This is a genomic window from Ruegeria sp. CE9 (genome assembly GCF_056537425.1).
Genome location: NZ_JBQFRO010000002.1, coordinates 412,142 through 437,389 on the forward strand (window position 1 = coordinate 412,142; position 25,248 = coordinate 437,389).

At 53.9% G+C, this 25,248-nt stretch carries 25 protein-coding genes and 1 tRNA gene; 15 read left to right on the plus strand and 11 right to left on the minus strand.

Annotated features, from left to right (window positions below; genetic code table 11):
* Window positions 1-39 precede the first annotated feature (39 nt).
* On the minus strand, window positions 40-1,551 hold the full coding sequence (gene amaB, locus ACR0B3_RS06660; RefSeq protein ID WP_480808374.1) for an L-piperidine-6-carboxylate dehydrogenase: 1,512 nt from the start codon (window positions 1,549-1,551) through the stop codon (window positions 40-42).
* A 3-nt stretch (window positions 1,552-1,554) separates the two neighbouring features.
* A complete protein-coding gene (locus ACR0B3_RS06665) occupies window positions 1,555-2,661 on the minus strand; it encodes a saccharopine dehydrogenase family protein (protein WP_480808375.1) in 1,107 nt (368 codons plus the stop codon).
* Between the two features lie 1,122 nt (window positions 2,662-3,783).
* Here ACR0B3_RS06665 and ACR0B3_RS06670 point away from each other — a divergent pair.
* The 5 genes from ACR0B3_RS06670 to ACR0B3_RS06690 all read left to right on the plus strand — a co-directional run bounded on the left by ACR0B3_RS06670 (window position 3,784) and on the right by ACR0B3_RS06690 (window position 8,900).
* Window positions 3,784-4,923: a helix-turn-helix transcriptional regulator gene (locus tag ACR0B3_RS06670; RefSeq protein WP_480808376.1), complete on the plus strand. Its 1,140-nt coding sequence runs from the start codon at window positions 3,784-3,786 to the stop codon at window positions 4,921-4,923.
* Between the two features lie 851 nt (window positions 4,924-5,774).
* Window positions 5,775-6,551, plus strand: a complete 777-nt coding sequence (locus tag ACR0B3_RS06675; RefSeq protein WP_480808377.1) for a helix-turn-helix domain-containing protein — start codon at window positions 5,775-5,777, stop codon at window positions 6,549-6,551.
* A gap of 118 nt (window positions 6,552-6,669) precedes the next feature.
* Entirely contained in the window at window positions 6,670-6,999 is a 330-nt protein-coding gene (locus ACR0B3_RS06680; RefSeq protein ID WP_480808378.1) for a plasmid mobilization protein, read from the plus strand.
* The gene (locus tag ACR0B3_RS06685; RefSeq protein ID WP_480808379.1) at window positions 6,993-8,567 is read left to right on the plus strand and encodes a relaxase family protein; all 1,575 of its coding nucleotides are present in this window, start codon (window positions 6,993-6,995) and stop codon (window positions 8,565-8,567) included. The genes ACR0B3_RS06680 and ACR0B3_RS06685 overlap by 7 nt, the downstream gene beginning before the upstream one ends.
* A 15-nt stretch (window positions 8,568-8,582) precedes the next feature.
* Window positions 8,583-8,900, plus strand: coding sequence for a hypothetical protein (locus ACR0B3_RS06690; RefSeq protein WP_480691725.1), 318 nt, complete (start codon window positions 8,583-8,585; stop codon window positions 8,898-8,900).
* A 209-nt stretch (window positions 8,901-9,109) separates the two neighbouring features.
* Here the strand turns inward: ACR0B3_RS06690 and ACR0B3_RS06695 are convergent, their stop codons facing one another.
* Both ACR0B3_RS06695 and ACR0B3_RS06700 read right to left on the minus strand, forming a co-directional pair.
* Window positions 9,110-9,799, minus strand: coding sequence for a hypothetical protein (locus ACR0B3_RS06695; protein WP_480808380.1), 690 nt, complete (start codon window positions 9,797-9,799; stop codon window positions 9,110-9,112).
* A 660-nt stretch (window positions 9,800-10,459) separates the two neighbouring features.
* Complete coding sequence (locus ACR0B3_RS06700) at window positions 10,460-10,936, minus strand: MarR family winged helix-turn-helix transcriptional regulator (RefSeq protein WP_480808381.1); 477 nt, start codon at window positions 10,934-10,936, stop codon at window positions 10,460-10,462.
* 209 nt (window positions 10,937-11,145) lie between these two features.
* Here ACR0B3_RS06700 and ACR0B3_RS06705 point away from each other — a divergent pair, with 209 nt between their 5' ends.
* The 5 genes from ACR0B3_RS06705 to ACR0B3_RS06725 all read left to right on the plus strand — a co-directional run bounded on the left by ACR0B3_RS06705 (window position 11,146) and on the right by ACR0B3_RS06725 (window position 15,083).
* The gene (locus tag ACR0B3_RS06705; RefSeq protein ID WP_480808382.1) at window positions 11,146-11,676 is read left to right on the plus strand and encodes a GNAT family N-acetyltransferase; all 531 of its coding nucleotides are present in this window, start codon (window positions 11,146-11,148) and stop codon (window positions 11,674-11,676) included.
* Window positions 11,677-11,714: 38 nt separating this feature from the next.
* Window positions 11,715-12,113 carry a helix-turn-helix domain-containing protein gene (locus ACR0B3_RS06710; RefSeq protein WP_480610368.1) on the plus strand — a complete coding sequence of 133 codons (399 nt, stop codon included), beginning with the start codon at window positions 11,715-11,717 and terminating at the stop codon, window positions 12,111-12,113.
* A 70-nt stretch (window positions 12,114-12,183) separates the two neighbouring features.
* Window positions 12,184-12,456 carry a helix-turn-helix domain-containing protein gene (locus ACR0B3_RS06715; protein ID WP_480808383.1) on the plus strand — a complete coding sequence of 91 codons (273 nt, stop codon included), beginning with the start codon at window positions 12,184-12,186 and terminating at the stop codon, window positions 12,454-12,456.
* A 1,614-nt stretch (window positions 12,457-14,070) separates the two neighbouring features.
* The gene (locus ACR0B3_RS06720) at window positions 14,071-14,760 is read left to right on the plus strand and encodes a hypothetical protein (protein WP_170403725.1); all 690 of its coding nucleotides are present in this window, start codon (window positions 14,071-14,073) and stop codon (window positions 14,758-14,760) included.
* 74 nt (window positions 14,761-14,834) lie between these two features.
* The gene (locus ACR0B3_RS06725; protein WP_039524390.1) at window positions 14,835-15,083 is read left to right on the plus strand and encodes a ParB N-terminal domain-containing protein; all 249 of its coding nucleotides are present in this window, start codon (window positions 14,835-14,837) and stop codon (window positions 15,081-15,083) included.
* On the opposite strand, the gene ACR0B3_RS06730 is transcribed toward ACR0B3_RS06725, so the two are convergent.
* Entirely contained in the window at window positions 15,075-16,046 is a 972-nt protein-coding gene (locus tag ACR0B3_RS06730; protein ID WP_480808384.1) for a fatty acid desaturase, read from the minus strand. The genes ACR0B3_RS06725 and ACR0B3_RS06730 overlap by 9 nt on opposite strands.
* Window positions 16,047-16,160: 114 nt before the next feature.
* Window positions 16,161-16,367: a cold-shock protein gene (locus tag ACR0B3_RS06735; RefSeq protein WP_010443199.1), complete on the minus strand. Its 207-nt coding sequence runs from the start codon at window positions 16,365-16,367 to the stop codon at window positions 16,161-16,163.
* A 440-nt stretch (window positions 16,368-16,807) separates the two neighbouring features.
* Here ACR0B3_RS06735 and ACR0B3_RS06740 point away from each other — a divergent pair, with 440 nt between their 5' ends.
* Window positions 16,808-17,263, plus strand: a complete 456-nt coding sequence (locus ACR0B3_RS06740) for a hypothetical protein (protein ID WP_480808385.1) — start codon at window positions 16,808-16,810, stop codon at window positions 17,261-17,263.
* Window positions 17,211-17,960 carry a hypothetical protein gene (locus ACR0B3_RS06745; protein ID WP_480808386.1) on the plus strand — a complete coding sequence of 250 codons (750 nt, stop codon included), beginning with the start codon at window positions 17,211-17,213 and terminating at the stop codon, window positions 17,958-17,960. Before ACR0B3_RS06740 ends, ACR0B3_RS06745 begins: the two co-directional genes overlap by 53 nt.
* 187 nt (window positions 17,961-18,147) lie before the next feature.
* Here ACR0B3_RS06745 and ACR0B3_RS06750 read toward each other — a convergent pair whose 3' ends face one another.
* Both ACR0B3_RS06750 and ACR0B3_RS06755 read right to left on the minus strand, forming a co-directional pair.
* On the minus strand, window positions 18,148-18,816 hold the full coding sequence (locus tag ACR0B3_RS06750; protein ID WP_480808387.1) for an AP2/ERF family transcription factor: 669 nt from the start codon (window positions 18,814-18,816) through the stop codon (window positions 18,148-18,150).
* A 234-nt stretch (window positions 18,817-19,050) separates the two neighbouring features.
* Window positions 19,051-19,126, minus strand: a tRNA-Lys gene (locus ACR0B3_RS06755).
* Between the two features lie 210 nt (window positions 19,127-19,336).
* On the opposite strand from ACR0B3_RS06755, the gene dapF reads away from it, so the two are divergent.
* Window positions 19,337-20,179: a diaminopimelate epimerase gene (gene dapF, locus ACR0B3_RS06760; protein WP_480808388.1), complete on the plus strand. Its 843-nt coding sequence runs from the start codon at window positions 19,337-19,339 to the stop codon at window positions 20,177-20,179.
* Window positions 20,176-21,432, plus strand: coding sequence for a tRNA (N(6)-L-threonylcarbamoyladenosine(37)-C(2))-methylthiotransferase MtaB (gene mtaB, locus ACR0B3_RS06765; RefSeq protein WP_480808389.1), 1,257 nt, complete (start codon window positions 20,176-20,178; stop codon window positions 21,430-21,432). The genes dapF and mtaB overlap by 4 nt, the downstream gene beginning before the upstream one ends.
* A 136-nt stretch (window positions 21,433-21,568) precedes the next feature.
* On the opposite strand, the gene ACR0B3_RS06770 is transcribed toward mtaB, so the two are convergent.
* Genes ACR0B3_RS06770 through petA form a run of 3 tightly spaced genes read right to left on the minus strand, consistent with a single transcriptional unit; the run spans window position 21,569 to window position 24,299 of the window.
* Window positions 21,569-22,351, minus strand: a complete 783-nt coding sequence (locus ACR0B3_RS06770) for a cytochrome c1 (protein ID WP_170684501.1) — start codon at window positions 22,349-22,351, stop codon at window positions 21,569-21,571.
* 17 nt (window positions 22,352-22,368) lie between these two features.
* The gene (gene petB, locus ACR0B3_RS06775) at window positions 22,369-23,700 is read right to left on the minus strand and encodes a cytochrome b (RefSeq protein ID WP_170684503.1); all 1,332 of its coding nucleotides are present in this window, start codon (window positions 23,698-23,700) and stop codon (window positions 22,369-22,371) included.
* A 14-nt stretch (window positions 23,701-23,714) separates the two neighbouring features.
* Window positions 23,715-24,299 carry a ubiquinol-cytochrome c reductase iron-sulfur subunit gene (gene petA / locus ACR0B3_RS06780; RefSeq protein ID WP_170761039.1) on the minus strand — a complete coding sequence of 195 codons (585 nt, stop codon included), beginning with the start codon at window positions 24,297-24,299 and terminating at the stop codon, window positions 23,715-23,717.
* Between the two features lie 485 nt (window positions 24,300-24,784).
* Here petA and ACR0B3_RS06785 point away from each other — a divergent pair, with 485 nt between their 5' ends.
* Window positions 24,785-25,231 carry a cytochrome c family protein gene (locus tag ACR0B3_RS06785; protein WP_170722479.1) on the plus strand — a complete coding sequence of 149 codons (447 nt, stop codon included), beginning with the start codon at window positions 24,785-24,787 and terminating at the stop codon, window positions 25,229-25,231.
* Window positions 25,232-25,248: the final 17 nt, after the last annotated feature.

Consider the following 25,248-nt stretch of genomic DNA (forward strand, 5'->3'; position numbering starts at 1 on the left):
GACCCGGCGATGCGTATCGGCACCGCCGGGTCTGGTACCTTAGATATCGAACTTGACGCCTTGCGCCAGCGGTAGCTCAGCCGAATAGTTCACCGTATTGGTTTGACGCCGCATATAGGATTTCCACGCGTCCGAACCACTTTCACGTCCGCCGCCAGTTTCCTTTTCACCGCCGAATGCCCCACCGATCTCGGCGCCTGAGGGACCAATGTTCACATTGGCAATCCCGCAGTCCGAGCCTGCTGCAGTCAGGAATTGCTCGGCCTCGCGCATGTTCAATGTAAAGACACAGGATGACAGGCCTTGCGGTACGTCGTTCTGGATCTCAACCGCCTCAGCAAAATCGTCATACCCCATGACATATAGGATCGGTGCAAAAGTTTCGGTTTTTACCGTCGCAGTCTGGCCCGGCATTTCGACGATAGCCGGTTCCATATAGACACCAGCGGGTACATCTGCGGTCACGCGGTTGCCGCCGAACACGGTGCCGCCCTCGGCCTTTGCGGCCTCCAGCGCTGCGGTCATGGCGGCACCCGAAGCTTCATCCACCAGCGGTCCAATCAACGTCCCCTCAGACAGCGGGTCACCGATCGGCAGGCCTGCATAGGCTTTCTTGAGCCGTGCCACCAGTTCCTCTCGGATCGAGTTATGCACGATCAAACGGCGCAGGGTGGTACAGCGCTGCCCGGCCGTTCCAACCGCCGAGAACACGATTGCACGCACAGCCATTTCCAGATCCGCCGAAGGACCGACGATCATTGCGTTATTGCCCCCAAGCTCCAGAATGCACTTGCCGAAGCGCTGCGCCACAACCGGCGCGACCGCGCGTCCCATCCGAGTGGACCCGGTGGCGGAGATCACCGGCACATCCTCGCTTGCAACCAGTGCCTCACCCAATGCGGCACCTCCGATCAGGGTATGCAACAAACCTTCGGGTGCATCCCCGAATTTGGCGAGTGCTCGCTCGAATATCTTCTGGCAGGCCATCGCAGTAAGCGGTGTTTTTTCGGACGGCTTCCAAATCACCGGATCACCGCAGACCAGCGCCAGCGCCGCGTTCCACGACCACACCGCCACAGGGAAATTGAAAGCCGAGATCACACCCACGGGCCCCGCCGGGTGCCATGTTTCCATCATCCGGTGACCGGGGCGTTCGGATGCTATCGTCAGGCCATACAGCTGCCGTGACAGGCCCACGGCAAAGTCACAGATATCAATCATCTCCTGCACTTCGCCCAGACCTTCGGACGTAATCTTGCCCGCCTCCCAACTGACAAGCGCGCCAAGGTCTTCTTTGGCGGCACGCAGTTCTTCGCCCAGCAGTCGGATCAACTCGCCCCGGCGTGGCGCAGGTACAACGCGCCATGCCTTGAACGCCGCTTTCGAACGGGCAAAGATCGCCTCCATCTCGGCCATCGGTGTCTCTTGCACCTCGGCCAGAACGCTCCCATCAATTGGCGAAGTCACCCGCAGTGACCCACCTGTCAGTTCCGCGGTCGTCAGGTCCAATTTCGCAAGAATTGCATCAGCAGTCATCACAACGTCTTTCATATCTCAGGCCGCCTTGTTTTGTTCGGTTACATCGCCGGCGCGATAGAGCCGGCCGAATTCGGTGTTCAGGAAATCGTCAAGTTTCACCTGCTCTTGCCGGATAAAACCACGTGACGGCAGAACACCCGTGCGCATCAGATCAACCACACCCAGCACACCTGCTGCGGTGGTGATCTGAATCGCGCTCCAGACCTGCCCATCGATGGTGCGGGCAAAGGATTTGTTGATCAGGGATTTCTCGCGCAGCGTTCCACCGACCATCCCCTTGGCGGTGCAATAGACCAGAACCACATCCTGATCAGTGCGTGGCAGGGCGGTTTCGAAGATCTCTTTCAGCAGATCCCGGCGGCGCTCCAGCCCCAGATCATTCAGCAATAGGCGCAGTATGTCGCGATGCCCTGGATACCGGATCGAGCGATATGACACGGCCCGCGCCTTACCTTCGAGCGTTTCGGGCAACGTACCAAGCCCACCCGAGGTATTGAAACACTCGTATTCCACCCCATCATGGCCGATCAACTCATAGTCTTCGAGCGGTGCAGTCTTGGTTCTTTCGCCGTTCACAATCGCATCGCAGGGGTTGCAGTATTCATTGATCAACCCGTCCGTGGACCAAGTCAGATTGTATTTCAGCGCATTCGTCGGATAGAGCGGTAACGCTCCGACCCGCATATGCAGGCTGTCAATCTCATCGAATTCCGCTGCCAGCGCAGCACCTGCAATCCCGACAAACCCGGGCGCCAGGCCACATTGCGGCATGAAAGCTGTGTCGCTGTTTTGCGACAGCTCACGCACTGCGTTGGTCGCAGCCACATCTTCCGTGAGATCAAAATAATGCGCCCCCACAACCTTGGCCGCGCTTGCAATTGTTGGTGTTAGAAAGAATGGAGCGGCAGAGATCACTGCATCAAACCCTCTAAGGCCCTGTTCTAAATTGGAATTATTACGCGCATCAATTTGTCGAGTCGTGATGCCTCGTTGTTTGAACACAGCGAGCGCCGATAGATCGTGATCAGCCACTGTTACTGAATAATGTGCCGATGTTTTCAGCAGCGTCGCGATCATCTGACCGATCTTACCTGCACCGACTACGCAAATATTCCAGCTCAAAACGTGCCTCCGTCCGTTGTTTTAATGAATTATGAGACTTCGCTTGTTCACATCACAGCGTGCACCCTGACGATTCATACGTCATTTCCGTCATTATGACGCCATATCCGTCTATGTGCTGGGCAGCTTACCCCTAAGCCGCGGCTAATAACCCCGGCTTAGCCTTGTCACCATTTCTACCATCATTATCGAGCACAGCCTCACAGGACAGTGGCAGTCGGTTTCCGCCTCCTAAAGGCTCCTTATATCACCTCGCCCATTTGCTGAGCGGGAAAACAAGAAGGCCCGCAAATTGACACATCAATAACCATTCGCTGAGATTGCAGCCTACATCGCCTATTTGGGACGCCGATCTAGCCCCGAGTGGAAAATAACCGATGTTTTCACTGCCAAACACATAGTTAAGCTTTCAGAGGAAATGAGAGACCACTGGAATCCGAAGGATTTAGGTTTAGGCGGTGATGGCATCGACATCGAACAGCCCCTCATAGAAATCACTAATCCCATCACGACGCGCCGCATCTACTTGGTATTGGTGCAGCGTGTTTGAATTGTGTTTGAGAAAAAAAGGGGTCTACGGGAATCCCCCAATTTCAGACAAGATGGTCACAGGATAGATTGGGTTTAACGGAACAACACTACCACACCGGATACCCCCTCAAGAGAGGGGCTGGCTAAGACCCCCTCATCCAGCCCCTCACCACCTTCACTCTCAATCATTTGTGAGACGGTGGGTTCTTCCCCTTCTCCCGAACCGGGAGGCCTGTGCATTTTACCACAAAAGCCCGTCATAATCAGCCCGCTATAAATGGGGGGGCGGCAGGCCAACTGTCAGCGCGCTAAGGGCGCTGCGCCATAACATCAGTTTAGTCAGATGTGGCGCGAGCCTAGTTCTACAAAGCAGGGTTACGGGCGTGCTGACATTGCATTCGACAGGTCTTAGCCAGTTTCTGTCAATCGCGAAGAATCAGAGTTTTGCTAAAGTAATTGGTGCTTATCAGCCTGAAGCATTTTGTTCCTCTTTAGTGTTGAGACCTTCAGTACTTAAACACTGAACTCCAAAATTTAAGTTGACCAATCTGCAAGTGAAATTTCATAGTTTGCACCTTGTAGGTGTGAATAATGGATAAAAAATTTTCGGAACTGATCGTACGTATCGTCGAAGCCTCTTATCGACCTGACCTGTGGCCTGAGGTCTGTGATCAAGTGGTATCATATCTTGGCGCGACCGCTTTCATGATTTTTGAGTATGATTTCGAAAAATTTGGAAGCCAGATATTTCACAGTTCTTCGGAGTTTTCCATTCGTGGCCGGAACGTTATTGAGGCCACCAAAACACCGGCGCTTGTCCCAAGAGAAGAAATTGAAGGATATTCGCGTTTCGCTCGGAAACCGTCGGGTGAATTCTATTCTGAATATGAGTTATACGACCTCGATCATGACCAGTTCTTACCCGAAAATCCCTTTCGGGACCGTGTATTGGCTGCGGGACAATCGAAAAGCCGCAACGTGGCAAAAATGAACGATATCGGTCCTTGGGCGGATGTTGGAGCAGTCCACATGGCGCAATTCGGGGCGGACATTCCCGTGAGAACGCGGGATAGCATGAACGAACTAATTCCAATTCTCGCAAACTCGCTTGAGGCCGGTCGAGTTCTTCGAGGGCTTACCCGAAGTTATACTGCGCTCTTGGACGCCTTTGACACGCTCGACTTCGCCGTAGCGCTATGCAGAGCTGATGGCCGTATTCTGGTGGCCAATCGCACCTTCAAAGAGACAACAGCCGAACGAGATGCACTTACCGACCACGGCGGTATCGCAGCTTCTGTTCTGCCAGGTGAGCCCTTTGCATTGCGCACGATTTTGAAGTCTGCCCTCAACGTGCGCGCAAGGGCAGAAGAGCTCATTACTACACTTAATCGACGATCAGGCAAATTGCCTCTCGTCGCGAAGGCTGCTCCAATCCGGGAAGGCGAGGTGGACCGAGCAACTCTGGCGCTTTTGGTAGTGATAGACCCTGAAGACCACCGTCGCCTCAACGCCTCCGGTCTTGAAGCATTTGATCTTCTGAGCCCCGCCGAACTAGACGTCTGCAAATATATAATCCAGGGGACAAAAACCGAAGAAATAGCTAAAATCCGTTCAACAAGCATTAATACGACGCGCGAACAGATCAAGTCTTCATCTGCAAAGCTTGCATGTAAATCCCGACTCGACATTGTCCGGCTTGCACTGTCCACTCGCCCTCCAGTTCGAGAGTGACCGTTTGTGCTCCACGCAGGCTGAGCAGCCTCATCTGACTGGTCCAATTTGATCGGTTAAATTCGACACCCGACAGTCAAAACTGAGCTTGTTTTCGAATGATACTTGTTTGAAGTTAGCCGTTGATTTTTCTGGATGCGCCAATGACAACACTAGTCGTTGCAGCAAGACGCGTTGACCCTTGACATCCGTAACCGCATACATGTGTTCTTTGCGAGATATTACCGCATACCAATTGTATTTCATCACATGGTTAAAGAACCTTTTATCCACCAGCACTACAAGACTGCTACTAGTCGGGACCAAGGAATTTCTTCGGGATCCAAAGTGTCCGCCAGTGCGAGAATGGACCTACGAGCACGATCAATAAAATCAGTTACGGCAACATCAGATTGAATACAGGGTCAATCCATCCCTAAAAAATGGTGCTTTGGTAAGTCTTTCACTGAACTCTACAAGGCCGCTACCACGCGATCTCTTTAACCTTAGACCTGTGACTCAGTCGCAACGCTATTTTCCACGATCCTAGTGCTTCCGTATTGCTTCCGGCAATGCAGTCGACAGAAACATCTGGGCAAAGCTACCCATCTATATCTTTGATTTTATTTAAAAAAGTGGTGAGCCGTGCAGGACTGTGTGGGGTGAGGGAAATCAAAGGCTTGCGCTGGCGAACCGGAAAATCCCACCCCTTGATTTGATTGGGCTTTTCAGGCCTCTGGCGAACCGTTTCAGGGGCCCCATAAACCGAAAGGCCGCTGACTGGGCTGGCACCCGCGTCAACGGCCAAATCGAAAAGTTTGCACAGAATGGATACCAGATCGCGGGCGTGATCGCAATCGCGGGAGGGGCGGATGTCTGAGCTACTGCCCTTCTGCAAGATCAAGCTGCAATACCTGCTGGAGATGGTCACCGACCACGAACTGGACGACAACGGCCTTCGCGTGGCGCTCTATCTGGCACTGGCACATGCCGATCATGAGACCGGCGAGAGCCGCCCGTCTTTCGAGACCATCGGCGCGGCAATCGGCAAGCACGCCAAGTCGGTCAAGCGAGCGCTGAACAAAGTCGAGGCGGCGGGCTACATGACCATCGAGCGCGGGACCAACAAGGGGAACGCGTCGCGTTATCGCCCGACCGAAGCGGCTCTGAAACGAGCCACGGATCGCCGCCGGGAGGGGGACAAGGTTGTCCCGCTTAGCGGCGCCAAAGGGCGACAATCCTGTCCACAAAGCGGGACAGACCTGCCCGGGAAAGGGGGACAGGATCGCCCCCCGAACAGAGAACAAGAACTTAGAAAAGAACGAGGGCGCGTGTCCGCGCCGGATTTGCCCGATGAAGGGCAATCCAGCGGAACACGCTCAAAACGAGCCCCGGATGGCCAGCACCTAGTCTTCGTCCCGAGGGGCATCTGCTTTGTCCGGGACTGGAACGAGAGGCTGGCCAGGGAAGGCATGACCACGCTGGAACGCAGCCTTCCCCTGTCACCGCATGAACATCACCTGGGCTTCTGGCTTCCAGCGAGAACACCGGCGCTGTTGGGCAGCGCTGAGTGGCAGAACCAGCTCCAATTGCTCAGAGATTTGATCCGCGAGACGTCAGAAAACACGGAGTACCGCCATGCGGTCTGAGCAAACAGCAAGGCGACCCATGTCATACGCTGGCGCGGATGCCACGGGACCTTGCGAGGGGCGGCAAGCCTCCCCTTCGAACCCCACCGGCGCGGGAAAAGCCCGCGCAAAGGAGCCGTTGACAGAGACCTTCGTCTTCCGTTGCACGGCGGCTGAGAAAGCCGAGCTCCGCGCCAAGGCAGAGGCCGCTGGCCTGCCCACCGCGACGCTCCTGCGCGAGGCGCTTGGCCTGACCGAGGCGCGCCGCCGCAAGCCCGTGCCGCGCGTCGATCCGGCCCTGGTGCTGGCGGTCGGGCGCATCGGTGGCAACCTCAACCAGATCGCGAGATGGCTGAACCGCGCCATGCTGGTGGGTCGCACCGACCTCGACAGCCTGACCGTCGCGCGCCGCCTGCTGGTGATCGAACGCCAACTTGCCCAGCTCCTCGAAGAGGCGCGACAGTGCTGATCAAGTTCTTCCCTAACGGCAAGGGCGCGGGCGCGGGACCGGTCGGCTACCTCGTGGCCGAGCGCGTGCTGGCCTATGACGGCAATCGCGACCTGATCCGCGATGCCGATGGCCACCCCCTGACCGTGGTGCGCGATCCCTTGCCCGAGGTGCTGCGCGGCGACCCAAGCCGCACCGAGGCGCTGATCGACGCCAGCCGCCACCAGTGGACTTACCGTGCGGGCGTGATCAGCTTTGCAGCCGAAGACGCCCCCAACGAGGCGCAGCAGGCCGAGGTCATGGACGCCTTCGAGCAGCTGGCTTTTGCCGGGCTGGACGGCGAGCAATACGACATGCTTTGGGTCCGTCACAGCCACGAGGACCGGTTCGAACTGCACTTCTGCACGCCACGATTGGAGCTGACTACAGGCAAGAGCCTCAACATCGCGCCTCCAGGCTATCAGACAGCCTACGACAGCCTGCGTGACCTGATGAACAAGACGCACGGCTGGGCCGATCCGATGGAGCTAGAGCGGGCGCAAGAAGTGCAGGCGGCCCTGGAGACCCCGACACGCGCGCAAGGCCGCGAAGATCTGCACCGTTGGATCCTCGACCAGATCAGCATCGGCGCCATCACTGACCGCGCCAGCATGATCGATACCTTGACGGATGTTGGTTTCGACATCCCCCGCGCCAGCAAGAATTACATCACCGCCAAAGACCCCGAGACCCACGAACGCTGGCGATTGAAAGGAGAAATATTCCGTGACGACTGGCAAGCCGACTCGGCTGAGCGAGAAATTGAACGCGGACCTGGACGAGATCCGCAAGGAACACGTTGCCTTGATGGAAACTCAATTGCAGAACTTCAGGAACGATATTCAAGGGTGTGTGACACACGCGCGGAATACAATCGAAGCAGATACCCGCATGTTTCTGGATTGGAGCGGGACGACCTGGCAGAGTCACATCGACACGATCAAACGATTGCTACGGATTTCACCCTGGGCGATGGCGACTGTCTGTCTGGTACTGATCTTATCAACATTAGGGCTGACCTTTCTGTGGAGTTGGAAACTCTCAACGATTGCGACCACGACGCATTTAGAGAGGTTGGGTATTCAGACGGTGCTTCACGAGCAAGCGACGTATTTGATCCTGCCGCCAGAGACTTCAAGCATGCGCACCTGTTCGGTGGCGAGCCGATTGGTTTCATGCATCAGAGTGGAGCCGAACTAGATGGATCAACCTCTGACAGCCTTGGAGCGAGATTTGCTCGCGTGCGTCGAGCGGTTGGTGACGGCTTGCGAGACCTCCGCCAAGGAATTGCGCAATTTGGAAGAACGATCGATGACCGGGATCGAGGCCAGGCTAAATGGCTTAACGCAGTGCATCGAGCTGCTGATGAAATCACATCTCAAGTCCGTAGCTACATTGGCCGAATTGCTGACCGAAGAACAGAACTACACCACGCTGGAAGAGAACTTGCAGACCAGTTTGAAGCTAGCGAGAACCGCCGAAAAACAGCTGAACGAGATCTGAACGAGCAGCGCCTTGAGCAAGACCGTAACTATGGCTTTCATCTATAAATTGAAGGGAAAACAATGTTGTTTTCACACGAACGCTTCACCATGAGTTTTCACCAAGCTCTCGAGCTCGGGATCGACTATCGTGACTTCGAGAAAGTGCGTCGCTTGCCAAAAGGTGTCCCGTTGATCGCTATTGCAGGTGTTTGGGGCGAATACGGAGACATCCGTTGTCTGTTTATGGATACCGAAGGCAAAGGCTACTTGCGCTACATCCAAAAGTGGGGTGACAATGGTTTTTTGATCAGGGAGTTAGGATTGGATGCGAAGGCGATCGAGGTGGGACAGACAGTCAATACTAACACTTTGCAAAATCCCAACATACCGAGCACCTGAATCCCATTTGGCTGTGCGCACAATCCCGTTGAGACTGTGCACAGGATCAATGCAGTCGTACGCCCAGGCTAGCAGTTTTGAGCCCCTTGCGGTCATTGCTGCGCCGCTTGAGCGCTGCGGATGCATTGGACCGCTAGCAGCCCGAAGCGGACATTCACAATTAGACTTTGCAGTTTCCAAGACGCCAAAGAGCGAACTTTTACACGAGGCTATACCCGATACCAGTTTTCAACGTCTCGGGTAGCTTCCTCGACTGTAAAAGCAGCCTCTACCTCTGCGATTACACACCGTACTTCATCCGGGCTTGCAATAAGTTCCAAAATACTCGCCCCTAGATCATGGGCTGACCCGGCATTTGAATAAATCGTATCGACCCCAATTCTGATGGCGCTTCGGTATTGCAGTAGGTGCTCAAAAAACCGCACATAAATCATCTCTTCGTACGGAGAATGACTGTCCGCTTCAGAGATCAAACCCAATTCTGCGGCCTTGGCACACGTCAAACGCCAAGCCAGTTCCATTGTCGATGGAGGCGCATCTCTGGTCTCATCAGGATGCTTTGGGTTCGCAAACGTAGACCTTCGGAAGGCTTCGAGATTGGCACGCAAGCTCTTTGTAGGAACGGGATAGATGAATGTGGTTTCCTCGGATGCTAAGGTTGGTTCAACCTGATCCGACTGCGCCTGGATGAACTCGGAAAACCTGTTTCCGATGATAGGGACTTCACCGACAATCATGTCTGTGGGATCGGTATTCTCTGCCAGCCATCGCGCCAGGGCTCTCCGACCCCACAGCCCGGCTGCCTTTCGGATCAACGGATGAGTTCCATCCGAAACATCTGGATACCTTGCGAGTATGTCTTCGGTCTGAAAAGCCGCGAGCCCTGAATCCCAACGCATGATATGCACGCGACGTCTCAATGAGACTGAAATGGATATCTGCTGGCGCAACAGGAATGACTTTCCAGACGCTGGTAATCCAGTGAAGAAAACCATGCGGCAACGACGTGCAGCGTCGGCCAGGTGTCTTCCAATCGCAGTGTCCGCAAAACTGTCGATAGAAATTGCGAATCTCCTAGTTCGGTGTTGGCCGCAGACCGGAGCGGCGAGCGTTCACCACCTCCAAGATTGTTGCCCAAGAAATCCGGCGATTTCACAGATGAATTGTCAACCTAAATTGCCCCAAAGCCCAGGTTGAGAGCTTTCTATTGAACATAGATGCTTCGGGGCTCGCAGCAAATCCATGCCGCGACCGGCTTAGACGGCAATATCAGATCCTAGGCGTTACCGGGATGATCCGACCAGGTAGACAAGGTTGACGAAAGACACGCTGCATTACCCATGGGGACTGGCTAGGCGATGCCTGCTAAGGGTTTCATTTACTGCTCGCCGCCCAAAGCGCAACTGTCGTTCTAAAGGTAAGGATTGGCCGCTAGCGCAATGAATATGTGGTAATGAAAGAACGACCAAGTTGACGACGATTCCGTTCGTGCCGCCAAATCCTTTCTTGATGAAAGCCTTAACAAAAAGACACGCGAAGAGGTCGGTCTTTCCGGCACATTACTCCGTCTTGTTCAAATCGCCGGTTGTCAGGATCGCGCCAGCCTGAAGGTCCTCGGCGTCCAGCATCGTTGCGACCCTTTCGAGCGCGGCAACAAGCATTGCCTGCTCCCAGTCCTCCATTTGCTTGAACCGCTGCACATAGAGCTGTTGCAGTGGATCAGGGGCGTCCTCAAGGGTTTTGCGCCCTCGATCCGTGATCAGGATATTGGTCTGCCGTCGGTCGGTCATGGATTTCTCGCGCACAACCATGCCGCCCGAAACCAGCTTGTCCACCAGCGCTGTTACAGTGGCCTGGCTGACATGCATGCGCATTGAAATCGCCTTTGCCGTGGTTTGCCCGGTCTCGCCAATCACTTGCAGCACACGAAGCTGGACCGCGGTCAGCCCGGCGGATTGCGCCAGTTCACGGCCGGACATCTCGGTGGCGCGCAGGATTCGGCGCAGGGCGACAAGGCTGCTGTCGATACGATCCATGTATCTACTCCGCGTTCGATTGGAGTGAGATTGTCAAAATTGCATTGAGTGCTCAAGCGTTAACGGAAAGTGAAATAATTAGGTCTACTAATTAAAATATCACTAGTAGAGGTAGAATTATGACGCTTCTGCAAGAGATAGCTTCGTCTTTTGAAGTTTTGTCTTTCCTGTGGTACTTAGCCGATCAAAGTTTATTGATGGAGCGGTACATGCAGCATTCTTTGGAGTTGTTCGAACAACCCATTCCGGTTTTGCGTCCCCCATTGCCGGAAGACGGCGCTGCGGTGTCTTCGCTGGCCAGAACGGGGGATCAGGAAGCTATAGGTGGTTTGCTGGGCGAACTGGCAGCGTTTGATGACTTCAAAGAATTCTCAATCATTGCGGAACTGGATGGAGACCCGGTCGGCGCGATGCTGGCTTATGTTCTGCCATATGACCCGGAAACCCTGTTTATCTGGCAGGTCGGCGTTTCAGAGGGTGAGACGGACAAGGGCCTTGCGTCGCTAATGCTGGGTCAGGTGATGCGTCGGGACGTCTGCGCCGATGTAATCCGTGTTCAGACTGTGATTGCGTCCAACGACGAGCGCACCTGGGCTTTGTTCCGTCGGTTTGCACGGTGGCAGCGTTCTCGGATGGACAGCCAACCCTTCATCACGCAGGCACTGACCCAATATCGCCGCCATGCAAACAGCAACCTTGTGACGATCTGTCTTGAGGATCGTAATGAACTCGCGGCCTGACCGCGCCACGACATTTTCAACCAAAGTGAGAGAGCAGAATGAACGTAGCCACAACGATACCAAACGACACCTCATACTACGGTGATGAAGCGGCAACTCTGGGCGACCGGATCGTCGCCGCGCGCGAAGCTGTAGGATATTCGCAAAAGAAACTCGCTAGTCGCCTGGGCGTCAAACTGAAGACCGTGCAAGGATGGGAAGAGGATCGTACTGAGCCGCGTGCAAACAAGGCGCAGATGATGTCCGGCATTCTTGGTGTCTCGCTGGTTTGGCTTCTGATCGGTGAAGGAGAAGGTGTGCTTGAACCGACCGATACCACTTCCGGATCGGAGGATATTCAGGGCATCCTTGATGAAATCCGGACCCTCCGAACGGATATCGCACAGACGACACGCAGATTGAGCACAGTCGAAAAACGCCTGCGCGCCAGACTTTGACATCTGCGCAAATGCGAACTTCAGGCATGACCTGAGGCCATGACACAAATGACAATACTAGGAGTAGATGATGACAGGACCGGATCCCAGCCTTGTACCCTTTGATCCGGCGCAAGGCACCCATTCCGACAACAATTCCGAACTCGTCGCTACACCGCTTGAGGTCCGCGAAAAGGCTGGTTTGACCGTGGCGGAAATGGCCAACCTTATCGGGATGAGCGAGCTCGGTTACGAATTGTGGGAGAAAGGCACCCGCCGCCCCGGAGGGCCAGCGTTCAAGCTTCTCGCGCTGCTGGATGCTCATCCAAAAGAAACAGCTGCTCGTCTTCGGGAACAGATTTGAACGATACCCGTGCAGATCGCTTCGTTCTGCCTGCCGGCCACGGACACGATTGGTGTCATTGTCTGGCCAGGAACAGAACGCAAATTTACTTTGGCAATCGGCCGATCACACTGCCGTATAAATGTGCCTAGAATTCCTATCTCACGATTGTGCCTTAATGCCCGAAATTGGCCATTGAAGCAGACTTTTAACGCTATGCGTTTGTGAAGCTGCACTGCGCATCACAGAACTCAGTTTCTGCCAATTCGCCGATAGCTCCGTTTCAAAGGTGGTATCACGCTGAATTTTTCCTTTCAGCTGTTCTCAAAGCCACCTAGTCATTCACCGATCTCAAAAATAACCATCTCCGTAGCACACGCTTCGTGACGAGGATGCGTCATTGACTCTTCATAAACTAAGAACGACAAGAGTGTATTGGGAAGATTTACTCGTCGCCGCGATGCTGCCGGCTTCGATGATCCAATGGCCTTCAGACTAATTGTAGCATGTGCCCCAGCATAGGAACGGGTTTCGCTGGGGTCTTCGCTATGAGCTCGTTCCTCGCAAGCATTCGCAATTGTCACCTGACATGCATCAGTCATTGCGTGACCCATGAAAGAAGGCGCCGTATGAAGAGCACATGGCTCATAAATTGCGTGCCTAATGACCGATAGATCAGGTCTCAGGCTCCGTTTCAATCAGTCTTTCATCGTGTTTACGCGCCGCATTCTTTGTTTGATCCCGACACTTTTGGTGTTGCTCTCAGGAACGCAGCTTCCTGCTCAAACCGCAGGTAATACCGACGGATTAGTTTGTGACGAAGGTTTTGAAAACAAGAATGGATCGTGTCAAAGAACTGACATACCCGAAAACGCGTATTTGACGGGCAGTTCCTATGGCAGTGACTGGGAATGCAATCATGGATTCAAGCAAGTTGGGGAGTTTTGCGATGAAATCTATGTTCCTGAGAATGCCTATCTTGCATCGACCGGAGATCGATGGAAGTGCAATCGCTTGTTCCAACGTGTCGAGGATAGATGTGAAGAAGTGTTTGTGCCTGAAAACGGGTTCGTCGAAACACGATTTGGTGCTCAGGAAGCACATTGCCACTGGGGTTTTCGCAAAGAGGGCCGGGAGTGCGTTACAATAGAAGTTCCCGAGAACGGGCGCTTATCTGACAGGCGAAGCGCTGATGGCTGGGTGTGTCTGAGAGGGTTCAAAGCGACGGAAGGTGGCTGTGACTTTGTGATCGTTCCCGATCACGCATACCTCGCGTCTGACACATATTCTGGATGGAAGTGTGAGCGTGGTTTTCGCGCGAACCAGGACAGGTGTGTTGCGATCTTTGTCCCTTTCAACGCTCACTTAAATCGAAGAGGTGACGGTTGGGAATGTAATCGGCCGTTCACGAGACAGAATGACAAGTGCGCCGAAAATGTGCCGCGACAATAGGTTGGTGGAAATCAATACCGCCTGACAAATCCGGAAGGACTAAGCCGTGAACCATAACTCGATTGACGAAAATCTAGGCAAAAGTCTCAAAGCCGAAAAGGTGCGTCGCCGGTCCTATGGGATTAAGATATCTATTGCGTCAGCAGTGTGCGTTGCAGCGATAATTGTGGTGGTGTTTCTCTGATGCGTAAAAATGCCCCTCAAGTGACCCTTCCGGACTCAAAGATGTCAGCTCGTGGTCAGGACCAAAGAGCATTTCAGGATCGCAGTGTTCGTAAGGCGCGAAACGCTGACGTATCTGGTGTGATTGAGGAAGAATTTGGAAAGTACTTGATTAAGGCTGGCATTCTGAGCGGGAACAGCGTTGCGCGCGCGTTTCCCAAGCCACCAGCCAAAACGCAGACAATGATTGCCGATGCAGTTGGTGAAACACCAGCATTGGCCATTGAAGCGTTAAAAGAAATTCTCGAAGAACGAGACAGGAAACGTAGCGGTCAACGCCGTTTGGAGGGAAACTCTGGCACCCTCGTTCCCAGTGAAAGAGAATATACCGAGGCATTGCGCCAGATCAGGCTCACCCCTGCGCAAGTCACAATGCTCAAAGCACTTACAATCGCTGGTAAGGAAGGTCTGACCATTGGTCACTTATCTCAGGCGGCCGGTTACAAATCGCGCGAGGCCGCCATCAAAGTATTCAAGAAAATCGGACTATTGATTGCGGAATATCTGGAGCTCGAACTTCCTGAAGCCGGATCGGCACACAATGATGGATCCGCGCAGGTCCTGGCATTTTCTCACATCGAAAGTGAAGATGAGCCAGCAACCTGGATCATGCATCAGGAACTTCGCGACGCTGTTCGTTCGGTTCTATGACATACGTTCCAGCCCCAGCTTTTGTAGCGAACTTCGAACCGGAACAAATGCACGAGAGGTTGCTCACTTAGCTTATGTTGGAGAAAAGACCATATCCGCTCGACCTGATCTATGTACCTGTGAAACGGGCGAAAACGCTTGATCAACAAAAAGTTCTGACGCTGGCCGAAGATATCCTGAAGAACGGCCAGAAGACCCCGATCCAGATACGCTCGGACAACAAGAGGTTCGTGCTAATTGAAGGCCTTCACCGATTAGAGGCCATTCGCGCCTTGGGCGGTGATACGGTCGAAGCCTATCTGGTTCGCGCCAGACTACACTAAATACCTATTGGAATTGGCATTCGACAAAGCCTCGGAAAATGTTAGCAGACGTTGACTTTTTTCATCCCAAAGATGCAATCGTGCACAATGAAAGCTCTCATATAGAGTAATACGCTGGCAATTTTCCAACTCAGAATGGTCACGCAAAACCTCGTTTAGCCGATAAAACGGTATGCGGCTGGCAAGGTGGTGAACATGGTGTACGCCGATATTGGCAGAGAACCAACGCAGGATGCCTGGTAGGGCATAATGAGAACTTCCATAGAATGCGGCGTTCTGAAGATTCCAGCTCTCTTCCCGATCCCAGGTCGTGTGTTCAAACTGGTGTTGAATGTAGAAAAGCCAAATACCAATCGACGCGGCGACAATCATGGTTGGCAGGAAAACATACGCCAACACCTCAAAGCCTCCGGCCCAAAAAGCCAGAGCCAATAACCCCGCAATTGCGGCGTTTGTTCCCATCGCACTTGCCCAGTACAGCCAGCCTGATCGCATGAAACCAAGAGGTAAACGGTATTGAAGAAAGAACGTATAGATCGGCGCAACACCGAATAGGAAGATGGGAATCCGGGTCAGACGATACGCGGCACGCCCGAACCAATTCCGCTTCAGGGATTCTTCAGTGGTCAATGTAGGGATGTCACCCATACCACGCCGATCAAGGTTACCGGTTGAGGCGTGGTGAATCGCATGGCTTTGCCGCCAAACGTCATAGGGTGTCAGGGCAAGAACACCTAGAACCCGGCCGGTCCAATTGCAGGCGTCGCGGTTTCTAAAGAAAGATCCATGACCACAATCATGCATAATGATGAAGATACGGACCAGAAATGCGGCATTCAGGACGGCCAGTAATATTGCGATCCAGACACTAAAAGATAAAGCCATCCACGCTAGAGCCCATAGCGCGAATAAGGGGACAACGGTGATCGCAACTTCATAAATACTGCGCTTCGCATCGGGCACACGGTATTGCGCGAGCGCCCGCGCCCAGTCTTTTGGTTGTAACTTACTTGTTCTCCAACAGCTTATAGTAGCCCAGTGTGCAAACGGGCTCCCAGAAAGGGTGCCCGAAAAAGGTCAGGCGAGTGCCAGATTGGCAGCGTTGTCGCGTCCGTCACGGCCCGCTTCAATGTCGAAGGTAACCTTCTGGCCATCCTTCAATTCACTGATGCCGGAACGTTCAAGTGCCGAGATATGCACGAATACGTCGCGCTTGCCATCTTCAGGCTCGATAAAGCCAAATCCTTTGGTCGAGTTGAACCATTTTACTGTGCCATTTGCCATGGTGGAGGTCTCCTAATACTTGCCGCCCGCATCATTGCGGCGACTCGGCGCGGTCGGTCTGAATCGAAAGACTGAACGCCGAATTGGGGAGACAGCAGGTCGAAAAAGAAAAACGTAAGCCTTATGTATATGGACTTCGACCACGCACGATACAAGCCTTGATGCTTTGGCGGACAACAGAGAAATTGAGCCTGTCTGGCTTAGAACTAGGCAAGTAGAGGTGAAACCGTTGCTCTTCGATCCAAACTTGACGGTACGCGCGATCCTACATTGACAAGACCCTAATAAGGCTCGGAATTAGCTTTGAAGCGCATCAAGTCAGCATCGGTCGCGCCGATTTCTGCGTCGATGTACTTGCACCGGAATTTGAACTTGTTCCCGAAAACTTTGTCATTCACAGCCACACGAACCGCGCCGATTATCTTGCTGCACACGATGATATGCGCAGCAACGGTAAATCCGGTCAGTTTACATCTGTCACGGTAGGCAAAATGCCGGGGCGCCAAGTCATCATTTACGACAAGCGTCGTGAGGTGATCGACAAGAAAAAGCCGATCTGGTGGGATATCTGGAACGCTAACCTTGAGCGGGATGGCCTACCCCTATTGGACCCCTCCGACCCGTCCATTAGCCGCGTGTGGCGGGTAGAGGTGCGCGCCGGGAAGGACTTGCTCAAGGATCGGTGGCAGATCAGGACGTGGCCCCAATTCGATGCCCTGTTCGGCGATGTCATTTCCGAGGCGTTGCAGAAGATACGCTACTGTGAACCTGATCCCGATGACAGCAATCGTGCCCGGTGGTCCAATCATGAAATTTGGGACTTGGTTGCTGGATCGTCGGAGGATGACCTACAGGAAATGCGCAAGCGCACTGGACTTACTCGATATCGTCGATGACGAATACAAGGGGCATGATCTCTTAAGCATAAGGGATGTATACCAATCGGTTCGGGTATTTGAGATTGGCGCAGGCAACGCATTTCATGGGAAAGACGTATCAGCAATAATATTGAAGATCGCTGCAGCAAGCCCTCAGCTAAGGTCTCCTATTCTTACCAACGATGTCGCAGAAGCAATCATTTCTCTCGATGGAAGGGTGGGCTGTAGCAGCTTCAATCTAGAGCAAGCAATCAACGCTGCCCAATGGAGGCACGCATTTCTAGATATTTACCGATGCTTGGAAAGCCTCTTCTTTTTCCCGTGGGTGTACAAACTAAAAAGCATTGCAAATCCCGGTACCTCAGTCTTGGAGATACGCGACAGATGTAAAGAAGACTTAAGTTGGACGGCGAAGGAGAAAGAGTCCATTTCGGAATTGTTCTTATTGGTCAAGAGTCCTGCGATGGTAGCTATCGAGAGTGGCGAAGAGTTCTTCAAGGAAGTCGTCAATGATCCCCATGCAAAGCGCGATGCCTTCGGGCGACGTGTATATTTTGCTCGGAATTCTTTGGTGCACCATGAAGACCGCGAAAAGCCTAACGCTGATGTGCCGAGTAGTCAGGATTATCAGGCTCTTACGCTATATTTGTGCGAATTTCTGAAGGCATTTGACGCAAAGTACGGCCGGTTGTGGTCTCAAGTTGCCGGCGCCTAAAATTCAGTGTCTGTAACGAATGACCATTTAGAAGAGCCTAGGCTATATCCCGATTAAGTCCGCAATGGGCCAGACTCGAAGCTTTGCAGAGTTCACTTTCTGCGCAAAGCTACCCTTGGTTAGGCCTAGTACTGCAAGGGCAGCGAAAGTCTGCTTGGTGGCCAAATGGCATTGAGCGGCAGCCGAACTATTCCGTATTGGTAGTTTTCTTCCGCATTCTCTTACGGTTCTTAAAACGCTGTATTCGAGAGCTTGCTACATCTAAAGCATCGATGTCGGGACAGAGTTCAGGAAAATTGTAATAGCCTGCGCCGTTAAACAGTAGAAAAGCGGCGGCATCATAGACCTTCGCTGCCAACTTTTCGTCGTCAAAAGCACCTAAGCTAATCCTGCCAAGGTCCCCCTTGATCTGGCATCCCCAGTAGTGGGAGCCATTTGTGCGCTTAGCTTTGAACACACCCTTGTATTGTGAGGACGTGTTTTTCTTGGGTTTACGGTTGCGCATAACCGACTGGCGTCCAACTCGATCGGTTAAATTCGACACCCGACAGTCAAAACTGAGCTTGTTTTCAAATGATACTTGTTTGAAGTCAGCAGTTGATTTTTCTGGATGCGCCAATGACAACACTAGTCGTTGCAGCGAGATGCGTTGGCCCTTGATATCCGCAACCGCATACATGTGTTCTTCACGTGATATAACCGCATACCAATTGTATTTTGTCACGTGGTTAAAAAACCTTTTATCCACCAGCGCTACAAGACCGCGACTAGTCGGGACCAAGGAAATTTCTTCGGGATCCAAAGTGTCCGCTAGTGCGAGAATGGACCTACGAGTACGATCAATAAAATCAGCCATGGCACCATCAGATTGAATACAGGGTCAATCCATCTCTAAAAAATGGTGCTTTGGCAACTCTTTCACTGAACTCTGCAAGGCCGCTACCACGCGATCTCTTTAACCTTAGACCTGTGACTCAGTCGCAACGCTATTTTCCTGATCCTAGTGCTTCCGTATTGCTTCCGGCAACGCAAGCGCCAGAAACATTTGCGCAAAGCTATCCATCTATTTCTTTGATTTTATTGTAAAAAGTGGTGAGCCGTGCAGGATTCGAACCTGCGACCCACTGATTAAAAGTCAGTTGCTCTACCAACTGAGCTAACGGCCCACTCTTTTGCTGGATCTCTTCGATCCGTGGCGCTCTCTAAAACTATCTGCCACCCAGGTTCAAGTCCAAATTTGCGCCTCGTTTCGCCAGAATATTATTCATATCCCGCGTCCCGATAGGCGGCCTAATTAGGCAGGTGGCGCGGGGGGGTCAACCCCTTTTTTGAGGAATCTTACGCACAGGGTGGATTCACGGTCTGACCAAGGTTATATGCCCGCCATGCAACGCCAAAACGATACCGGTTTGCCCTTCATGAAGATGCACGGGCTGGGCAATGACTTTGTCATTGTCGACGCGCGTGCGCATGATGCAGTCATCTCTGCTGCTCTGGCAAAGGGAATCGGGCATCGTCAATTCGGTGTCGGTTTCGATCAGTTGGCAGTGATCGAAAACGGAAGCGCGGATGCGCATTTGGTGTTCTACAATGCCGATGGATCGACCTCGGCGGCTTGCGGTAATGCCACACGCTGTATTGCGCGGTTCTTGATGGAAGAAACGGGTAAGTCCCAACTGACGCTCACGACAGAACGCGGTGCTTTGCATGCACGTGACATGGGCAACGGGCTGACATCGGTGAACATGGGGCCTCCTCAGCTTGAATGGTACGAGATTCCGCTGGCCGAAGATGTTGATACACTTGAGCTGCCTATCGAAGGCGGTCCCAGTGCAACGGGCATGGGCAATCCGCACTGTACCTTCTTTGTTGATGATGCCGAGGCTATCCCACTGGCAGAGTTTGGCGCGCGCTACGAACATCACCCGCTTTATCCTGAGCGAACCAATGTGCAGGTTGCCCAAATCACCGGGCCTGACCAGATCCGCATGCGTGTATGGGAGCGGGGCGTGGGGATCACGCTGGCCTCTGGGTCCTCGTCCTGTGCCACAGCCGTGGCTGCCGCGCGGCGCGGCCTGACAGGGCGCAAGGTACAGGTGGATCTTGACGGTGGAACCATCTGGATCGACTGGCGAGATGATGGTGTTTGGATGACCGGACCCACAGCCCATGTCTTTTCCGGCACTCTGACATCGGAATTTCTGAGGTCACTGGGATGAACCCTCCGAAATTCAGCACTCTGGGTTGTCGCCTGAACGCCTATGAGACCGAAGCGATGAAAGAGCTTTCGCAGCAAGCCGGACTCAGCGATGCAGTGATCGTGAATACCTGCGCCGTAACAGCCGAAGCCGTTCGTAAGGCGCGTCAAGAGATCCGCAAGCTGCGGCGCGAAAACCCCGATGCCCGCCTCATCGTCACTGGTTGCGCCGCCCAGACCGAGCCCGATACCTTCGCGCAGATGGACGAGGTTGATGCGGTCATCGGCAATACTGAAAAGATGCGGCCGGAAACATGGAAAGGCATGGCCACAGACTTTATCGGACAGACCGAGGCTGTTCAGGTGGACGACATCATGTCGGTTACCGAAACGGCTGGTCATTTGATTGACGGGTTTGGCACAAGGTCGCGTGCTTATGTTCAGGTCCAGAACGGTTGCGACCACCGCTGTACCTTCTGTATCATTCCTTATGGCCGCGGAAACTCGCGCAGTGTCCCAGCGGGCGTTGTAGTGGATCAAATCAAACGGCTGGTAGACAAAGGCTATAACGAGGTCGTCCTGACCGGCGTTGACCTTACTTCGTGGGGGGCGGACCTTCCTGCCGCACCTAAACTGGGCGATCTGGTCATGCGCATCCTAAAGCTGGTTCCGGACCTGCGTCGCCTTCGGATCAGCTCAATCGATTCAATCGAAGTGGATGAGAACCTGATGCAGGCCATCGCGACCGAACCGCGCCTGATGCCGCATCTGCACTTATCCCTACAACACGGTGACGATCTGATCCTGAAGCGGATGAAACGCCGCCACCTGCGCGACGACGCGATCCGCTTTACGGAAGAGGCCCGCAAACTGCGCCCGGATATGACATTCGGCGCCGATATCATCGCAGGCTTCCCAACCGAAAGTGATGCTCATTTCGAGAATTCAATCAAATTGGTAAGTGACTGCAACCTGACTTGGTTGCATGTCTTCCCCTACTCAAAACGCGAGGGCACCCCTGCCGCCCGCATCCCGCAGCAGGTAAACGGGAACATCATCAAAGAACGCGCCGCGCGCCTGCGCGCCGCCGGAGAAGCGCAGGTCACCAAACACCTATCCGCGCAGGTTGGCAAAACCCATCACATCCTGATGGAAAACCCAACGATGGGTCGCACTGAACAATTCACTGAGGTGACATTCAACTCAGCCCAACCCGAAGGCCAGATCGTTACTGCAACGATTCAAGCGCACACTGCGACCCAGCTTACAGTCTGATCCGCACTTCATCTGGCCAAAAATATCCCGGGGATGAATTGGCCGCAGGCCAAGAAGGGGCTGGCCCCTTAAATACTTAGGCAAAAAAACCCCGCTCCAAAAAGGCGCGGGGCTATTCATCAGGATCGTCGTGGCGTTAGTCCAGACGTTTACCCTTCACAGGCGCCCACAGACGCTTGTTCACCAGATACAGCAGAACAGACAAGACCGTCAGAAACAGGACGCCGACGAAACCGGCATTCTTGCGCTCCATCATCTTGGGCTCGGCTGTCCACATCAGGAAGGCAGCGACATCCTCGGCCATGTGCTCGACCGAGTTCGCGTGACCATCGGCAAATTCGACTTGTTCATCTGACAGTGGTGGGGCCATCGAAATCCAGCCGCCAGGAAAGGCGGTGTTTTCATACAGAGTCGCGCCCGCTTCGGTCTTTTCTTCACCGGTATAACCATCCAGCAGCGAGGCGATGTATTCCGCACCTCCCATGCCTTTGATCAGCTGGTTGATGCCAAGCCCGTAAGGGCCATGGAAGCCCGCGCGCGCCTTTGCCATCAAGCTCAGGTCAGGTGCGTTCTCCAGATTCGACATCGGGAAATGATCGGTCGGGATGGCCGGGCGAAAATCATCCAACTCGGGGTCGAACACTTCGAAATTGTCGGCCGCATAGGTGATGACCTGCTCTTCCGAATATCCCAGATCCTCAAGCGTCCTCAGTGGGATGTATTGCAGACCATGGCAGGCGGCGCAGACCTCAGTATAGATCTGCAGACCGCGCTGAAGCTGGTTTTGATCCCAGGTTCCGAAAGGTCCTTCGAAGGAAAAGTCGAAGTCCTCGACATGCCCTTCGCCACCTGCTGCGAAAGACGCAGCAGGGGTAAATGCGAGGGCAAACGCGGCACCGATTGCAAGTTTCTTGAACATGATTCCGGTCCCTCTTCTTACTCGGCCGGCGTGGCGTCGGCGTTTGCCTTGCCATAATGCGCGTTGAAGTCTTCTTCGATCGTTTCCGGCTGGGCATCGGGTTTTTCGATGACACCCAGGATCGGCAGGATCACAAAGAAATAGGCGAACCAGTAGGCGGATGCGATCAGCGAGAAGGTTGCATAGGGCTCTTCCGCGGGCATCGCACCCAGCCACATCAGGGCAAAGAAGTCGATGACCAGCAAGTAGAACCACCATTTGAACATCGGGCGGTATTTGCCCGAACGCACGGTCGAGGTGTCCAGCCAGGGTGCCAGCGCCATGGCCAGGATCGCGCCGAACATGGCCAGAACACCAAAGAACTTCGCGTCGATGATGCCGCCGGTGATGAAGCTGGCGAACTGAACGACCCAAACCTCACCGGTGAAGGCGCGCAGGATCGCGTAGAAAGGCAGGAAGTACCATTCAGGAACGATGTGCGCAGGTGTAACCAGCGGGTTCGCTTCGATATAGTTATCCGGGTGGCCCAGATAGTTCGGCATGTAGCCCACAATAGCCCAGAACACGACCAGGATGACCGCCAGCGCGAACAGATCCTTAATCACGAAGTAGGGCCAGAACGGCAGCGTGTCTTTCTCGGCCTCGGCTTTCGATCCACGACGCACCTCAACACCCGTGGGGTTGTTGTTGCCGGTGGTGTGGAAAGCCCAGATATGCACGATCACCAGCGCTGCAATCACGAAGGGCAGCAGATAGTGCAGCGAGAAGAAGCGGTTCAGCGTGGCGTTATCCACTGCAGGTCCGCCCAACAACCAGGTCTGGATCGCATCACCCACAAACGGGATCGCACCAAACAGGCCGGTGATAACTGTCGCACCCCAGAAGGACATCTGACCCCAGGGCAGAACGTAACCCATGAAGGCGGTGCCCATCATCATCAGGTAGATAAGCATCCCGATGATCCACGTGATCTCACGCGGGGCTTTGTACGAGCCGTAGAACAAGCCACGGAAGATGTGAATGTACACCGCAACAAAGAACAGCGATGCGCCGTTCATGTGCAGATAGCGCAGCATATAGCCACCATTCACGTTGCGCATGATGTGTTCGACGCTGGCGAAGGCCAGATCGACATGCGGGGTGTAGTGCATCACCAGAACGATGCCGGTGACAATCTGCAACGCCAGGCAGAATGCCAGAACGATGCCCCAGATCCACCACCAGTTCAGGTTCTTTGGTGTTGGAATCATCAGGGTGTCATACAGCAGGCCGACAATCGGTAGGCGGCTGTTCAGCCACTTTTCGCCGTTTGTCTTCGGCTCGTAATGATCGTGGGGAATTCCGGACATAAGTGAGGTCTCCCTTAGCCGAGTTTGATGGTGCTGTTATCCACCCACTCAGCGGGCGGCACAGGAAGGTTCTCGGGCGCGGGGCCCTTACGGATACGGCCCGCCAGATCGTAGTGCGAACCATGGCAGGGGCAGAACCAGCCACCGAAGTCACCGGCATCGCCCAGCGGCACACAGCCCAGGTGGGTACATACGCCCATCTGCACGATCCAAGCGCCCGGCGCTTCGCCTTCGGGCGACGGCATGACGCGGTTGGCGTCGGTTGCCGGTGCATCTGCTGCGATATTAAAGTTACGGGCCAATGGATCGGGCAAGGCGTCAATGCCTTCGGCATCCTGGTCCTGAGCTTCCTGAATCTCGGCACCGGTGCGATGGCGAATGAAAACGGGTTTGCCCAGCCACTTCACGGTCAGCTGCGTGCCCGGCTCAACACCGCTTACATCCACGCGGATCGAGGACAAGGCCTGAACGTCTGCCGAGGGGTTCATTTGATTTACCAGGGGCCAAACGGCAGCCCCGGTGACAACGACACCTGCGCCGCCAGCGACGTAGTAGAGGAAATCTCTGCGGGTGCCTTCGTGGTCTTCAGCTTGGGACACGAGGTTATCTCCGATTTTCTGGCGCCCGCGAACGGGCATAAAGCTCGCGCACCGCATGAACTGCGGCGTCTTAAACGGGGTATCTATCGGGGAGAATAGAGTTCGTCCAGCGCTGTTAAACGCGCATTACGCCGCATCTAAGCATTCATGTCACGATAAGAAGGCCAAATTTCAATTTCAAATGCAGATTTTGACGCTTTGAAGCAGCAGATCGCCGTAATCCAGACGCGAACTGATTCGCGGGAATCACCTGCCTGAACACATCTGAACAGTCCTGGATTCCCCTACGGCGCAAAATGTCGCCCTTATTCAAAGCTGCATCTGGATGATAAGGTTATATCTACTTTGAGGAGACTCAAATGCTTCTAAATCATTCATTTTAAAATAGATATTTCATTTACGTGATCTCTGCATGAATCCTGTTGCACTTTAAACGGGAATACGTGAAAGGCCAGCCAAGCAAACTTTCCAACCCGAGATGTCCAATGCCAAAGATAGCAACAACTGCAGTTTTTGTTTCGCTTCTAACTTCATCACAGGTGATCGCGGCCGGTGATCCAGCAAAGGGCGAACAACTCTATAACCGATGCTCCTCGTGCCACGCGATCATCAAAGATGGCGAAGTTCTGGTCAAAGGTGGCATCACAGGGCCGAATCTCTTTGGCGTGATTGGTCGCATCGCAGGGACTGAGAACGACTATCTCTACGGGAGTGAGCGTTTGCCCATCGGTATGTTTACCGATGACATGATCCGCGCCGGGCAGGAAGGGCTGGTGTGGACCGAAGAAAACATCGCCGCCTATTCCAAGGACCCGGTCGGGTTCATTAAGGAATATCTGAACGATGACACCGCGCGCCCGAACATGACCGTTAAGTTGAAGAAAGGGGCGGATGACATCGCCGCCTATCTCGCGACCTTCGTGGCGCCGTAATTCCGTCGCTGTCTACC